Here is a 14449-nt window from a genome sequence, read left to right as displayed (position 1 = left end):
AAGGTGGAATGGGGTTATGGGCACTACTACAAGCTAAGATCCGAAGCTGAGTTATCAATCTTTACATGGACAGAAACTTGGTACAATAATAAAAGAAGACATTCCTTTTTAGGATGCAAAACTTTAATAGAATTTGAATTAGATATGTATAACCAGAAACTAGCAGCTTAGTCATTCATCTTAAAGTCCATTTTTTTGTTGCAAGTCCATTTTGGGCTTCCCTTTTTTGTTGATCAAGTGGTTGAGCACCCAAACGATTCGGCTACCGGTCAGTGAAAAGTCAACTTCTATATGAAGCGCCTCCCTGTTAAAATCATCGATGACATTAAACGTCCTAAATCGTCTTTTGTTTTCCAATACATCCGTCACAAAATCCATGCTCCATGGTATGGTTAAGTTCATTTGGCACGTCCAAAGGTTCTTTGACCCGCGCCGGCAAGCGTTTCTTTGCTTTTCTTCTCAGGGGGAAGCCCTAGTGACACATAAACCCTGTACACGCGTTTGTGGTTCCATGGCTTGCACTCTTCCCGCAAGTGGTCGTAAGCCTTCCAAAAAACCTTCTTCAGAATGCTCTTTGGCTTTCTTTTCCAAAGCTTGTTCTATCTCGGTATCATCTTTGGGTACCGGGGTGTAATAATAAACGCTCTTGCTCATTCCCAGAACACGGCACGCCCTACTGATACCGTAATGAATGAGCGCTTTGCTGACACTTCGTTTACGGCAGGGCTTTAAAGCTTTTTTTCGATGATTTCCTTGGCCATCTGGTGGTCAAGGGCCAACGTGGCATACATTTGCTTGAGCTTGCGGTTTTCCTCTTCAAACTCCCTTAAGCCTTTTCAGCTCTTTGGGGTTCATACCTGCGTACCTGGAACGCCATTTATAAAAAGTAGCGGGGCTTACGCCGTGCTCCCAGCTTATTTGGTCGACACTTTTACCGTTGTCGAACTCCTTTAAAATCTTTGTAATCTGTTGCGGGGAAAATTTACTTCGCCTCATAATACTGTTCAAATTTAAAATTATTATTCTACTTTTAAACAGTTGGGTTTTAGGGGAAGCTTACACAACTATCTGTCATTCATCGTATTGGCCCTAAATAAAAACAAAAAAGTTTAAATGAGTTCATATTATTCAAAAAAAATTTAAAACATTTGTCTGTTTTATAAATTTTAACTAATATTAACACTATTCTTCTTGGTCTTTTTTATTAATAGCGCTAAATAAAAAAGCACAATATGTTAACAGCACATTATAAGTTTAGCATTCACTTTTCAGCCCACATCGCGTTGTTTAGCAATTTTCCGTTTTATTTTTTTGCACCTCATCTTACCCACCTTAGTATTCCGTCCCTCATTTACATTAATTCGACGTACTTCCCTTTTTACCCCTACCTGCAAGATACTTCACAAAACACAATTCAATCACTAACCTTTTAATTCCAAAAACATGAAAACAGTAAAGCTATTATCCCTCTTAACGCTCATGAGCACATCAATTGTTTTTTCTCAAAAAAAAACCAACGGCACGGTTTATATTGAACATCCGGCCATTGATGTTGTAGAGGAAATGACCCAAGCCTTTGTAAACGGTGATTCTGCCAAAGTAGCCAGCTATCTGGCCGATGATTTTAAGTCCTACAACGGCGTAGGCACCAAAACAAACGATAAAGGCCAAGACAAAGCCTCGTTTACCAGCGGGGTAAGCCGATGGAACGATGCCCTAGATTATTTCAGTATTACCCGTACCAAAGGTGCTTACCCAGATGCCATTCATTACAAAAAAGACAACAAAGACGATATTGTTTGGGTACAAACCTGGGAAGACCTTAAAGGCGTACACAAAAAAACAGGGGTAAAAGTAAATATGCCTATCCACCGGCTTTATGTTGTAAACAAAGACAACAAGATACAAACTGTGATTAGTTACACAAACGAAAGCGTTTTTGACGAAATCGGGAAAAGTTTTGTTAACCGTACCAACGGAAAAATTTACAACCATCACGACAACATCAACACTGTTAGAAAACTAACCTATGCTTACGAAAATGGAGATTTGGAAAAGTGCCTGAGCTATTACGCTGATGATGCCAAATTTTACGACATCAATACCGAATTTGGAAAATCGTACAGCAAAGCTGAAGTAAAAGAATCGTGGAAAAAGTTTTTGGATGAATATGAAATTGTGAGCATAGATATGATTGGCTATCCAGATTATCTGGAATACGAAATGGGTGAAGGCCGCGAAGTGCTGTCATGGTGGAACTTTCATTTGATACGGAAATCAGACAAAAAGAAACTATCGGTACCCTTCCACTTTAGTGATAGTTTTGATGCCGATGGAAAAATAACTTCGGAAGTGGCTTACTACAGCCAAGCCCTTTTTCAAGCAAAATAAAACTTTTAAACTAAGACCAGCCAACAAACAGGCTGGTCTTTTCAATTTGTAAACAACACATCCTAACACCAATTCAAGATGAAAAAACCATTCTTTTTATTGCTAATAGCTACTGCTTGTTTAGCGGTTTCATGTAGCGATGGCCGGACCCAAAAAGACATAAAAATGTACACCCAAGTTTGGGACGAAGTAATCAATAGCGGAAAAACCGATTTAATAAACAGCAGTCATTTTGATGACAACGTTACATTAATTTCCCAACCCGAAAATATTGTGGGCATTGCTGCCCTAAAATCCTATTGGGACACTTTTCTCGCAGGATTTACCGATGTTGAATTCACCGTAAAAGACGTGTTTGGGCAGAGCCCTAATTTGGTAAAGCACTGGCATTTTAAAGGCAAGCATACTGGTAATTTTTTCGGCATCCCTGCCTCTGGCAATACCATCGAGATGGAAGGCACTACCTTAATAAAAATGAAAGATGGCAAAATCGCTCAAGAACAAGATTTCTTTGATGTTACCAGCTTTATGCAACAAATGGGATTTAGTCCCTACCAAGGCAATATTGCCTTAATCGACCAACTATATGCCCATTTTGGAAAAGGCGAAATACCTGCTGTTTTGGAAATGATGGACAGCAATATTGAATGGAACGAATCGAGCTGTAGTTCGTATTCCGACCGCAACCCATACACAAATCCCGATGCGGTTTTGAATGGAGTTTTAGGAAGAATTGGAGAGGATAACGAATATTTCAAATTGGAAAACATAAAACTCTCCCATTTGGGTGACAACAAAGTATTGGCCACTCTTAACTACGACGGAAAGTTAAAGAAAACCGGAAAAACCTATAAAACAAAAGTAGTTCACGAATGGACTTTAGAAAATGAGAAAATAACAGCATTCCAGCAATATATCGGCCAAGGAAAACAGTAAAAAATCAATTATTAAAATGAGTTTCAGACGTATTTCTGTTTTTGAAGCACTTCTTTTGACTTCATTATTTATTTAGGATTAAAAAACGGGATTGACTAATTTAAACATCCCTAAAAACCCTTTCATTTGCAAACAAAAACCCACCGTATTGAATCCATAGACATCCTAAGAGGCGTGGTTATGGTAATCATGGCCCTTGATCATGTTCGCGATTATTTTTATTACGGTTCGTTTTTTAATGACCCTACTAATCTCGCAACCACTACTCCAATTCTGTTTGCCACCCGATTTATTACCCATTATTGTGCGCCGGTTTTTATTTTTTTGGCGGGTACTTCGGCCTTTTTATACGGGCGAAAAAAGAGCAAATCGCAGCTATTTAAATTTTTATTTACTCGTGGATTTTGGCTCATCCTTTTGGCCATTCTCGTCAATAATTTTGTTTGGTGGTTCGACATCACTTACAGCAACATCGCCTTACAGGTTATTTGGGCCATTGGTTTGAGTATGATTGCCCTATCTCTGTTAATTTTTCTGCCCGTAAACCTTTTAATTTTTATTGGAATCACCATCGTTTCAGGGCATAATTTACTTGATGGCATTACCTATACCGGGCAAAGTTTTGAGGCTATTTTATGGTACATTCTCCACCAAGGCGGCATGTTAAGTTTGAATGCCAACACGGCAGTTGTTTTTTACTATCCGGTGCTGCCTTGGATTGGCGTTATGGTTGTGGGCTATTGCTTCGGAACGTTTTACGACAAAGACTTCAACCCTAATACCAGAAAAAAATGGCTACTCATTTTAGGCGTTGGTGCCACTATTCTTTTCTTCATTATCCGCGTAATAAATGTATACGGCGATTTAGTACCATGGGCCATGCAAGAAACTACTGTAAAAACGGTGATGTCTTTTTTCAAATTGACAAAATATCCGCCGTCCTTGGTGTATTTATTGATTACTATAGGCCCTTCACTATTATTCCTGTATGCTATTGAGCGTGTAAAAAATAAGGTAACCGACTTCTTTTTAGTGTTTGGCCGTGTGCCTTTATTTTACTATTTCCTTCATGTTTTTGTTATACACCTTTTAGCTATTGTGGGTATTTTAATTTTAGGCGGAAATTGGCAGGATATGGTTTTAAATGCCGATGTTTTCAGAAATACCAAATTGATTAACTACGGATATTCTTTAGTGGTAGTGTACTTGGTTTGGATGTTTGTTGTGGCGCTGCTCTATTTTCCCAGTAAAAAATACATGCTTTATAAAGCGAATAACCGACATAAATGGTGGTTAAGTTATTTATAACTATTTTATTTTTCCTGAAAACAAGCTCACTTTTGAAGTAAACGGATTGCCCGAAGCACGACGCAACATCACTACTTGACCGCAATGCCAAATAGCATCTGATATGGGACCATTTATAAGGTTCCAAAACGGAAAACGGTCGTTATCAAATTTTGAAAGGTCTTCGGTAGTTTTTAAAATATCTGATGCCGCTTTTAGGTTCTTTAAAGTTAATTCCCGCTTTTCCTCAAACGATAAATCGTCACTAAGGGCTTCTCTTTTTCCTTCGGATAAACTATTCAAAACAAAAGCTGATAGCTCTAAAATATGGTCAATCGTTTCCCCGCAGGTTCGCCCCGATTCACTCGGCTTATAATTTAAGTCGGTTTCCCTCACCCCTTCTGTTGCCCAATAATAACGAAAGCCCAAACCATCAACCATTCTGGCCGCTACGGTTCCAGACGAATAACTTTCAGGAGCATTCGGTATTTCGTAATAAGGCAATGAATTTTCGTTTTGTGCCATACCAATTGTAGAAATTATAAAAAATAGAATGTAAGCGAAGTTTTTCATATTATCTGATTAAAAAGCCAAAGATACCTTTTCTGAAAAACCAAAAAATCGTTCCACTTATAAAGTTATGTTAATTACTGTACCACTAAATTCGCGTTCCGCCGATAAAAACCAGTTCTGCTTGATGCTCACCAAACGAATACGGTATAAAATAATAAGAATTGATTGGCTTTGTTAAAATTAAATTGGCTCTTTTGCCAACAGTGATGCTCCCCACTTCGTTTTGTAAACCCATGGCATAAGCCCCGTTAATGGTGGCAGCGTTAATGGCTTCTTCGGGGGTGATTTTCATTTTGATACAGGCCGCCGAAACCACAAAATTCATATTCCCCGATGGCGATGACCCGGGATTATAATCAGTGGCCAGTGCCAAGGGCAATCCGGCATCAATCATTTTTCGTCCTGGCGTGTACGGAATATCCAAAAAGAACGAGCACCCCGGTAGCGCTACGGGCATGGTTTTGGTGTTTTTTAAGACTGCGATATCATCGGGGTTCATTTCCTCCAAATGATCCACGGAAAGCGCATTGTGCTCCACTCCAACTTTTACCCCACCCAACGAGGTAAACTGGTTTACGTGAATTTTTGCTCTTAATCCAAATGGATTTGCTGCCTGTAAAATACGTTGGGTATCTTCTACCGAAAAATAGCCTGCCTCACAAAATACATCTACAAAATCGGCCAAATGTTCTTTGGCAACCTTCGGAAGCATCTCTTCAATAATGAGCTTTAAATAGCCTTCTTTGTTATTTTTATATTCAGCAGGAACGGCATGCGCTCCCAAAAAAGTAGCTTTTATGGGAATGTTATGATTTTCCTTTAACCGTTTGATAACGCGAAGCATTTTCAACTCAGCTTCCACCGTTAAACCGTAACCCGATTTTATTTCGATGGCACCCGTCCCCAAGGCCATGACCTCTTCCAAACGTGCTTTCGATTGATGGTACAAATCATCTTCCGAAGTATTTTGAAGCATTTTGGCCGAGTTTAAAATACCGCCACCTTTTTCAGCAATTTCCTGATACGACAGCCCTCTTATTTTATCAACTAATTCGCTTTCGCGATTTCCGGCATACACCAAATGGGTGTGCGAATCGCACCAAGCGGGCAACACCATTTTGCCTGTGGCATCAATCGCCTCGTCAACTTCCATTTCGGGGCAATTTTCCATCGTTCCAAAATCGGCAATCACCCCATTTTCTATCAATAAATAAGCGTTTTTAATAGTGGGCAAGTGCGCCATGGCTTTTCCTGCAACAAAATCGATAGGCTCGTCCCGAACTTGCAGAAGTTCTTTTATGTTTTTAAATAGTGTTTGCATTAAAATAGGTTTTCCAATAATTCATCCTCAACCAAATTGGGCAAGGTTACTTTTAAATTTAGTGTGCGTTGCATTTCTCGTTTTATGGCGAAAAGAGCTTCGTCGTTCCGTGCCCAACTTCTTCGGGCTATGCCGTTATTCACATCAAAAAAGAGCATATTTTTCAATCGCTCTTCGGCTTCTTTAGTACCATCCAATAACATTCCGAATCCACCATTAATCACTTCGCCCCAGCCAACGCCGCCTCCGTTGTGTATGGACACCCAAGTGGCGCCCCGAAAGCTATCGCCAATAACGTTGTGCATGGCCATATCGGCGGTAAATTTACTACCATCATAAATGTTCGAGGTTTCCCGATATGGCGAATCGGTACCGCCCACATCGTGGTGATCTCGACCCAAAACTACGGGGCCGATGTCGCCTTTTGAAACCGCATCATTAAACGCTTTAGCTATTTTGGCGCGCCCCTCGGCATCGGCGTATAAAATGCGAGCCTGCGAACCAACCACCAAATTATTTTCCTTGGCGTTTTTTATCCAAGTGACATTGTCCTGCATTTGAAGCTGAATCTCTTCTGGCGAACCTTTCATAATATCCTGCAAAACTTCGGCGGCTATTTTATCCGTTTTCTCCAAGTCTTCAGGTTTTCCCGAAGTGCATACCCACCGAAACGGCCCAAAACCATAGTCGAAACACATGGGACCTAAAATATCTTGCACATAAGAAGGATAAGCCCATCTCCCAGCCTCTTCTCCAAGGGAAGAGGAGCTTACTTTCTCATTTTTATTATTGAGAAACACTTTGGCATCGGCACGGGAGGCTTCCAGTAAAAATGCATTTCCGTAATCGAAAAAATACGTGCCACGTTCAGCATGTTTGTTTATGGCTTCCGCATGTCGGCACAACGATTCTTGAACTTTTTCTTTGAATTGTTCCGGAGCTTCACGAATCATTCGGTTTGATTCTTTATACGACATACCTACCGGATAATAGCCCCCCGTCCATGGAATATGCAACGAGGTTTGATCGGATCCCACATCGATAAAAATATTTTTTTCATAAAAACCTTCCCAAACCTCAACCACATTACCTATGTAGGCAATCGAAACCACTTCTCCATCCTTTTGGGCTTTTTTAACACGGCCAACTAAATCTTCTAAATTATCAATCAGCACATCCACCCAACCTTGTTCATGCCGTTTAGTGGCCGCATTGGGGTTTACCTCTGCACAAACGGTAATGCAACCCGCAATGTTTCCTGCTTTTGGTTGCGCTCCGCTCATGCCGCCCAAACCTGAAGTTACAAAAAGCCTCCCCTTAGTCCCCTCCGAAGGAGGGGAAACAGCGTTCTTTTTATTTTTTGAATTTTGGAGAGAGCTCTCTATTTTCCTAAACGCATTCATCACCGTTATTGTAGTGCCGTGAACAATACCTTGCGGGCCAATGTACATAAACGAACCGGCCGTCATTTGTCCATATTGGGTAACCCCGAGCGCACTGAATTTTTCCCAATCATCGGGTTTGGAATAGTTGGGAATCATCATGCCATTGGTCACCACTACTCTTGGCGCCTCCTTTGACGAGGGAAACAACCCCATGGGATGCCCCGAATACATGTGAAGGGTTTGCTCGTCGGTCATATTCGCCAAATACTGCATGGTCAACAAATATTGCGCCCAGTTTTGAAACACCGCACCGTTGCCCCCGTAAGTAATCAGCTCTTCGGGGTGCTGTGCCACGGCCGGATTCAAGTTATTTTGAATCATCAACATAATGGCAGCTGCTTGTGAAGATTTAGCTGAATATTCTGATATGGAGCGGGCAAACATTTCATATTTTGGTTTGAAACGGTACATGTAAATCCGTCCGAAATCCTTCAATTCCTGGGCAAATTCTACTGCCAATTCACCATGCCACTTTTTAGGGAAATACCTCAGTGCATTTTTTACCGCCAATTGTTTCTCGGCTTTAGAAAGTACATCTTTGCGTTTTGGTGCTCTGTTTACTTCTATTGAGTAATTGTATTTTGGAGGCAACTCATTCGGAATACCCTGTAAAATCTGTTCTTTGAATGTCATTCGCTCATTTATTTTACTACAAATTTTCGGTTTTCAACCAACTCGACCAATGCGTTTATATCGTCTTTCAATATCCTATCGTCCTCCAACTTGGCCACTTTACTTCTTATGATTTTAAAGTTCTGCTCCAATATCCACGAAAAGGTATTCGGCCGCCTAAATTCCATGGCCTGGGCGGCGTACATCAATTCTATCGCCAATATTTTTTCAATATTTCCTAAAACTTGATTGAATTTTCTAGAGGAAATACTCCCCATAGACACGTGGTCTTCCTGCCCTAATGACGTTGGAATGCTATCAGCGGAAGCGGGAAAACACAAGGACTTATTTTCTGAAACCAAAGCGGCTGTGGTGTACTGCGGAATCATAAATCCTGAATTCAACCCGCCACTGGAAGTGAGTAATCGTGGCAATCCGTATTTGCCCTCGAGGAGCAAATAGCAACGTCTGTCTGAAATATTTCCCAATTCGGAAGCTGCCAGAGTTGTATAATCGAGCGCCATGGCCAACGGTTGCCCGTGGAAGTTGCCGCCCGAAATAGCTTCGGTGTCGCTCAACACAATGGGGTTATCGGTTACCGAATTCATTTCAACGGTTGTCAACTCCTTTAAATGATAATAAGCATTTCTGGATGCCCCATGTACTTGCGGTATGCAACGCATGGAATAAGGGTCTTGCACCCGTTCACAATTTTCGTGCGACTTTATATTTTTGGAGTCCTTGAACAACATGCGCATACGCTCGGCAACCTCTGAGCTACCCTTAAACGGACGGAGACTATGCAACAATTCCTTAAACGGCGACTCACTGCCTTGGTAGCCTTCCAAACTCATGGCCCCAGCAACATCGGCCAAATTGAGCAAATATTTCATTTTGTGCAATCCGGTTATGGCATGCGCCAAAATAAACTGGGTGCCATTTATAAGGGCCAATCCCTCTTTGGCGGCCAATTGAAGTGGCTCTAAATCAAAGGTTCTCAAAACCCGACGAGCAGGTACTATTTCACTACCCACCCAAAATTCGCCTTCGCCAATTAAAGGCAAAAATAAATGTGCTAATGGCGCTAAATCGCCCGATGCTCCCACCGAACCTTGCTCGGGCACAACGGGTAACAAATCGTTTTCTATAAAATAAATAATGCGCTCGACAACCTCCAGACGAATGCCTGAAAACCCACGACACAGCGCATGCACTTTGCAAATCATCATGATTTTGCTCAGTTCCTTTGAAATAGGTTTCCCAACCCCAACCGCATGCGTTAGTAATAAATTCTTTTGTAACAGCCCCGTTTCTTCGGGAGAAATCTTAACATCGCATAACGGCCCAAAGCCAGTATTTATGCCATAAATCGCCTTGGGCGAATTGGCCATTTTTTCAACCTTCGCGCGGCTATCGTTTATTTTTGAAATGGCATAATCGCTTAGCTTGGCCTGCATTTTTCCATTGGCTATAGCCATAACTTTACCAACCATCAACTGGTCAACGCCGTAAACAAACGCCTGATTTTTAATTCTTTCGCTCATATTACAAAATTATCAATAAATTTGATAACCAATAATACCATTTTGATTCAGAATTAATAACTATGGATTATCAATTAGAATTAAGGCATATTACCTATTTTTTGGCCGTTGCCAACGAATTGCATTTTAGAAAAGCGGCCGATAAACTATTCATCTCGCAGCCTGGGCTAAGCCGACAGATTAAAGACATGGAAAGCCACTTGGGCATTACGCTATTTAATCGGCACAATAGGCAGGTAAAATTGACACCCGCCGGCGCATACCTTAAAACCGAACTCACTAAAAATTTAAACAACCTAAATACCATTTTAAACCACGCCAAACTGCTCGACACCGGAAAAGACGGCAAGCTTAATTTTGGTTACGTCGGTTCTGCCATGCAACAAATCATTCCCGATTTATTGTTGAAGTTCACCCAAAACCATCCCAATATTTTGTTCAGTTTAAAGGAAATGGAAAACAACAAACAGGTTGAAGGTTTGCTTTCGCAGGATATCGACATTGGTTTTGTGCGTTTGGAACGCGTACCGAGAGGCCTCAAAACAAAAGCCGTTTTAAAAGAGCCTTTTTGTTTGGTGTTGCCAAAAAACCATCCTATTGACCATTCCAATTTTAAAAATATATCGCAATTTAAAACCGAACATTTCATCTTGTTTGATGCCGAATACAGCTCATCTTACTACGAAAAAGTCATGGAAATTTTTGACGATAGCGGTTTCACGCCGTTGATTAGCCACAATACCATTCATGCGGGTTCCATCTATAAATTGGTGGAAAATAATTTTGGGGTGTCCATCGTACCGAAATCGCTTCAAATAGAAAACCACCCAAACATAAAGTTTATTGAACTCCACAAAATCAGGCAACGTACCGTGCTTTCAGCCGTTTGGAACAAAGACAACCAAAACCCCATTTTAAACGAAGTACTTGCCTTGATTCACAAGAAAATCATAAAATAGTGCTATTGCCAAATAAAAGACTATCTTTGCCGACTGAAACTCAAAAAGTTGTGACCTCGAAATAAATTCGAGGTTAGTTCAACTAACAAATTTAATGGTGTATTAAATTTGAGTTTCACTAAATTCCTCAGGGTGAGGATGTGTTACTGGAAGTTTAGGTTTAAGTATGTCGATTCACTTCTTATGTAACACTGCATAACATAATCGAATACTTACTTAAAAATGAGCACATTTCAAGATTTAGGTCTTAGTGACAACCTATTGCAAGCCATAACCGATTTAGGCTTTGAAACCCCCAGCGAAGTACAAGAAAAAGCCATTCCGCTTTTATTGGATTCAGAAGAAGATTTAGTAGCCTTGGCACAAACTGGCACCGGAAAAACCGCAGCATTTGGTTTCCCGATGCTGCAAAAAATAGATGTAAATAGCCGCACTACACAAGGGCTAATTTTATCACCAACCCGCGAGCTATGTTTACAAATCGCCAACGAAATGAAACTTTACGGTAAATACTGTAAAGGATTGAACGTTGTGGCCGTTTACGGTGGTGCCAGCATTACCGAACAAGCCAGAGAAGTAAAACGCGGTGCACAAATAATCGTGGCAACTCCAGGCCGAATGAAAGATATGATCAATCGTCGTTTGGTCGATATTTCCAAAATTGAATACTCAGTTTTAGATGAAGCCGACGAAATGCTGAACATGGGCTTTAAGGAAGATATTACCGATATTTTATCGCACACTCCAGAAGATAAAAACACTTGGCTGTTTTCGGCCACCATGCCAAAAGAAGTGGCGGCCATTGCCAAAAACTTTATGCACCAGCCCAACGAAATTACCGTTGGAAGAAAAAACGAAAGTACCACAAACGTATCGCACGAATATTATTTGGTGAATGCGCGCGACCGCTACCAAGCCTTAAAACGATTGGCCGATGCCAACCCCGATATTTTTTCGGTAGTGTTCTGTAGAACAAAACGCGACACCCAAAAAGTAGCCGAAAAACTAATTGAAGACGGTTACAACGCCGGAGCTTTACACGGTGATTTAAGCCAAAACCAACGCGATTTGGTTATGAACGCCTTCCGTAAAAACCAAATACAAATGTTGGTAGCTACCGATGTAGCCGCCCGTGGTATTGATGTGGACGACGTTACCCACGTAATAAACTACCAATTACCAGACGAGATTGAAACCTACACCCACCGTTCTGGGCGTACCGGTCGTGCCGGAAAAACAGGTGTTTCGATGGTGATTGTATCAAAAAGTGAGGTGCGCAAAATAAAGAGTATCGAGCGCATCATTAAACGTCAGTTCGAGAAAAAGGACATCCCGAATGGTATGGAAATTTGCGAAGTGCAATTGATGTCGCTTGCCAATAAAATCCACAACACCGAAATCAACCACGAAATAGATAAGTATTTGTCGAGCATCAACCAATTGTTTGAAGACACTTCAAAAGATGAATTGATTAAAAAACTGTTTTCGGTTGAATTTACACGCTTCTTCAACTATTATAACAAAGCCCAGGATTTAAATGTTTCGGGCGGTACCAACGATGGTGAACGCCAAGGAAGCTCAAACGGTTCTACCCGTTATTTCATTAACGTGGGCGGAAAAGACGGCTACGATTGGATGAGCTTAAAAGATTTCTTAAGGGAGCAATTGGATTTGGGTCGCGACGATGTCTTTAAAGTAGAAACCAAAGACAGCTTTTCATTTTTTAACACCGAAAACGAATTGCGCGAAAAAGTGTTGGCGCATTTCACCGACTTTAAGCACGATGGACGATTTGTAAACGTTGAAGTTTCTGAAAACCGTGGCGGCGGTGGCGGCAGGAGACGCGATGGCAAAAAGGGCGGCAAACGCCGAAATGGAGAAAAATCATTCGGTAGCAAAAATGGAAAGCGCCGTTCAGAAGGCAAAGCCAAACCAAGACGCTCCGGCAACAGTGAATTCGCGAGCTCAAGGCCAAGACGTTCCAGACGCTAATTTTAAACCCATTTGTTAATTTTTAGTCAAAATAAAAGCATAAAAGTACGGCTAAAATTTTCTTTAGTACTTTTATGCTTAAATTAGCATTTTATCAAATCATGAAGAACTACCTAATACTTTTTGCATTTTTAATGGTTTGCTCGGTGGGTATGGCCCAAGAGCAAGCAGAAAAAGTATTGGGTGTTGTTATCAATGCTTCGGACGACAAACCTTTGGAAAACGTTCATATTGTTAACCTCAATCAAGTTATCGGAACCACAACCAACAGCAAGGGTGAGTTTCAAATTTCCGCGAAAGCGAACGATACGCTACACTTTTCCTTTTTAGGTTTTAAATCGATAAAAGTGCGTGTTACCAACGACTGGCTGAAGTTTGGAAGCTCAAAAATTGAATTGACCGAACTCGCTTTGGCTTTGGAAGAAGTGGTTGTTAACCAATTGAAACTTACGGGCTATTTGGAAGTGGACATCAAACAAGTGCCAGACATCAACAACAATTACCGTTACAGTATTTCTGGTTTGGAAGGTACGGGTTACGAAGCCAGCAAAAAGTCAGGGTTGACCAAAGTGATCGGTTCTATTTTCAACCCGGCCGATTTTCTGCACCGCATGTTCGGAAAAAAACCCAACGAACTGCGTAAGCTGAAAAAAATGAAGGAAGACGACGAAATCCGGAATTTATTGGCGTCGCGTTTTGACAGGGAAATGCTTATGGTATTGCTGAATGTTGACCGTGTTGATTTGGATGAAATTGTGAGCCAGTGCAACTACTCGAAAGGCTTTATACAAACCGCCAACGATTTGCAAATACTTGATGCCATTAGTGGTTGCTACGAAGAATACAAGTTATTGAGCCGTAGCCGTAGATTATAGGTAAATTAAACGGTATTTAATATTGAAAAGGAATCCTATTGAGGATTGCTTTTTTATTTTTTAGAATGCAATGCCACCCTATTCCCTTCGGTATCTATAAACACGGCCATAAAACCGTACTCGGGTGAAATTTCTGTTTTTGGTTGATAAATTTTTCCGCCAGCAGCTTCAATACGGTCCAATTCAATTTGCACATCGTCACTCATAAAATACACCAAAGTTCCCTCTTGGCTTGGAATGTAAGTTTCCTGTTTTATCAAAGTTCCGGCGGCACCTTCCTTGCCTTCACTAAACGGAAACCACCCCATAAGCATACCAGCAAAATCGTGAATTTCTATTTTCACCTTAAAAACCGCTTCGTAAAATGCTTTGGCCCGATCCATATCACTAACCGGAATTTCGAACCAACCTACCATGTTTTTTTTCATTTTTAAATATTTTTTAAAACACCTTTTAAATACGAAATTAACGCCAGCTTCTCCTAAACTTTTTTAAATGAAACGTTAAACTATTA

At 40.8% G+C, this 14449-nt stretch carries 11 protein-coding genes and 2 pseudogenes; 7 read left to right on the top strand and 6 right to left on the bottom strand.

Translation table 11 applies throughout. The features are described 5' to 3' along the window. Nucleotides 1–171 (top strand): annotated as a pseudogene (locus HC176_RS14150) (IS3-like element ISLbl1 family transposase); the annotation flags it as partial. Nucleotides 172–186: 15 nt separating this feature from the next. On the opposite strand, the pseudogene HC176_RS14145 reads toward HC176_RS14150, so the two are convergent. Next, nucleotides 187–996 (bottom strand): annotated as a pseudogene (locus HC176_RS14145) (transposase); the annotation flags it as partial. 447 nt (nt 997–1443) lie between these two features. Here HC176_RS14145 and HC176_RS14140 point away from each other — a divergent pair. From HC176_RS14140 to HC176_RS14130, 3 genes are all read left to right on the top strand, one after another. Next, the gene (locus HC176_RS14140) at nt 1444–2391 is read left to right on the top strand and encodes a nuclear transport factor 2 family protein (protein ID WP_167919389.1); all 948 of its coding nucleotides are present in this window, start codon (nt 1444–1446) and stop codon (nt 2389–2391) included. 78 nt (nt 2392–2469) lie between these two features. Beyond that, nucleotides 2470–3327 (top strand): ester cyclase, encoded by an 858-nt coding sequence (locus HC176_RS14135; RefSeq protein ID WP_167919387.1) that lies wholly within the window; start codon nt 2470–2472, stop codon nt 3325–3327. A gap of 126 nt (nt 3328–3453) precedes the next feature. Further along, entirely contained in the window at nt 3454–4635 is a 1182-nt protein-coding gene (locus HC176_RS14130) for an acetyltransferase domain-containing protein (RefSeq protein ID WP_167919385.1), read from the top strand. On the opposite strand, the gene HC176_RS14125 is transcribed toward HC176_RS14130, so the two are convergent. The 4 genes from HC176_RS14125 to hutH form a co-directional block, all read right to left on the bottom strand. Continuing rightward, nucleotides 4636–5187: a hypothetical protein gene (locus HC176_RS14125; RefSeq protein ID WP_167919383.1), complete on the bottom strand. Its 552-nt coding sequence runs from the start codon at nt 5185–5187 to the stop codon at nt 4636–4638. Between the two features lie 85 nt (nt 5188–5272). Beyond that, on the bottom strand, nt 5273–6508 hold the full coding sequence (gene hutI, locus HC176_RS14120; RefSeq protein WP_167919381.1) for an imidazolonepropionase: 1236 nt from the start codon (nt 6506–6508) through the stop codon (nt 5273–5275). Next, nucleotides 6508–8586, bottom strand: coding sequence for a urocanate hydratase (locus HC176_RS14115; protein ID WP_167919379.1), 2079 nt, complete (start codon nt 8584–8586; stop codon nt 6508–6510). The genes hutI and HC176_RS14115 overlap by 1 nt, the downstream gene beginning before the upstream one ends. A gap of 8 nt (nt 8587–8594) precedes the next feature. Then, complete coding sequence (hutH, locus tag HC176_RS14110) at nt 8595–10109, bottom strand: histidine ammonia-lyase (protein WP_167919377.1); 1515 nt, start codon at nt 10107–10109, stop codon at nt 8595–8597. Between the two features lie 62 nt (nt 10110–10171). Between hutH and HC176_RS14105 the strand changes: the two genes are divergently transcribed. From HC176_RS14105 to HC176_RS14095, 3 genes are all read left to right on the top strand, one after another. Further along, nucleotides 10172–11068, top strand: a complete 897-nt coding sequence (locus HC176_RS14105) for a LysR family transcriptional regulator (protein WP_167919375.1) — start codon at nt 10172–10174, stop codon at nt 11066–11068. 222 nt (nt 11069–11290) lie between these two features. Then, nucleotides 11291–13060: a DEAD/DEAH box helicase gene (locus tag HC176_RS14100; RefSeq protein WP_167919373.1), complete on the top strand. Its 1770-nt coding sequence runs from the start codon at nt 11291–11293 to the stop codon at nt 13058–13060. 101 nt (nt 13061–13161) lie between these two features. After that, complete coding sequence (locus tag HC176_RS14095) at nt 13162–13935, top strand: carboxypeptidase-like regulatory domain-containing protein (protein ID WP_167919371.1); 774 nt, start codon at nt 13162–13164, stop codon at nt 13933–13935. Between the two features lie 53 nt (nt 13936–13988). On the opposite strand, the gene HC176_RS14090 is transcribed toward HC176_RS14095, so the two are convergent. Further along, the gene (locus HC176_RS14090) at nt 13989–14363 is read right to left on the bottom strand and encodes a VOC family protein (RefSeq protein WP_167919369.1); all 375 of its coding nucleotides are present in this window, start codon (nt 14361–14363) and stop codon (nt 13989–13991) included. Nucleotides 14364–14449 lie beyond the last annotated feature (86 nt).

Source organism: Tamlana crocina (assembly GCF_012037625.1).
Note: the sequence above shows the minus strand (reverse complement) of the source record. Positions and strands in the feature narration are given on the sequence as shown.

Coding starts and splice junctions, on each gene's coding strand:
- HC176_RS14140 (WP_167919389.1), top strand. CDS start 1,444: ATGAAAACAGTAAAGCTATTATCCCTCTTAACGCTCATGAGCACATCA.
- hutI (WP_167919381.1), bottom strand. CDS start 6,508: ATGCAAACACTATTTAAAAACATAAAAGAACTTCTGCAAGTTCGGGAC.
- HC176_RS14105 (WP_167919375.1), top strand. CDS start 10,172: ATGGATTATCAATTAGAATTAAGGCATATTACCTATTTTTTGGCCGTT.
- HC176_RS14125 (WP_167919383.1), bottom strand. CDS start 5,187: ATGAAAAACTTCGCTTACATTCTATTTTTTATAATTTCTACAATTGGT.
- HC176_RS14100 (WP_167919373.1), top strand. CDS start 11,291: ATGAGCACATTTCAAGATTTAGGTCTTAGTGACAACCTATTGCAAGCC.
- HC176_RS14115 (WP_167919379.1), bottom strand. CDS start 8,586: ATGACATTCAAAGAACAGATTTTACAGGGTATTCCGAATGAGTTGCCT.
- hutH (WP_167919377.1), bottom strand. CDS start 10,109: ATGAGCGAAAGAATTAAAAATCAGGCGTTTGTTTACGGCGTTGACCAG.
- HC176_RS14135 (WP_167919387.1), top strand. CDS start 2,470: ATGAAAAAACCATTCTTTTTATTGCTAATAGCTACTGCTTGTTTAGCG.
- HC176_RS14095 (WP_167919371.1), top strand. CDS start 13,162: ATGAAGAACTACCTAATACTTTTTGCATTTTTAATGGTTTGCTCGGTG.
- HC176_RS14090 (WP_167919369.1), bottom strand. CDS start 14,363: ATGAAAAAAAACATGGTAGGTTGGTTCGAAATTCCGGTTAGTGATATG.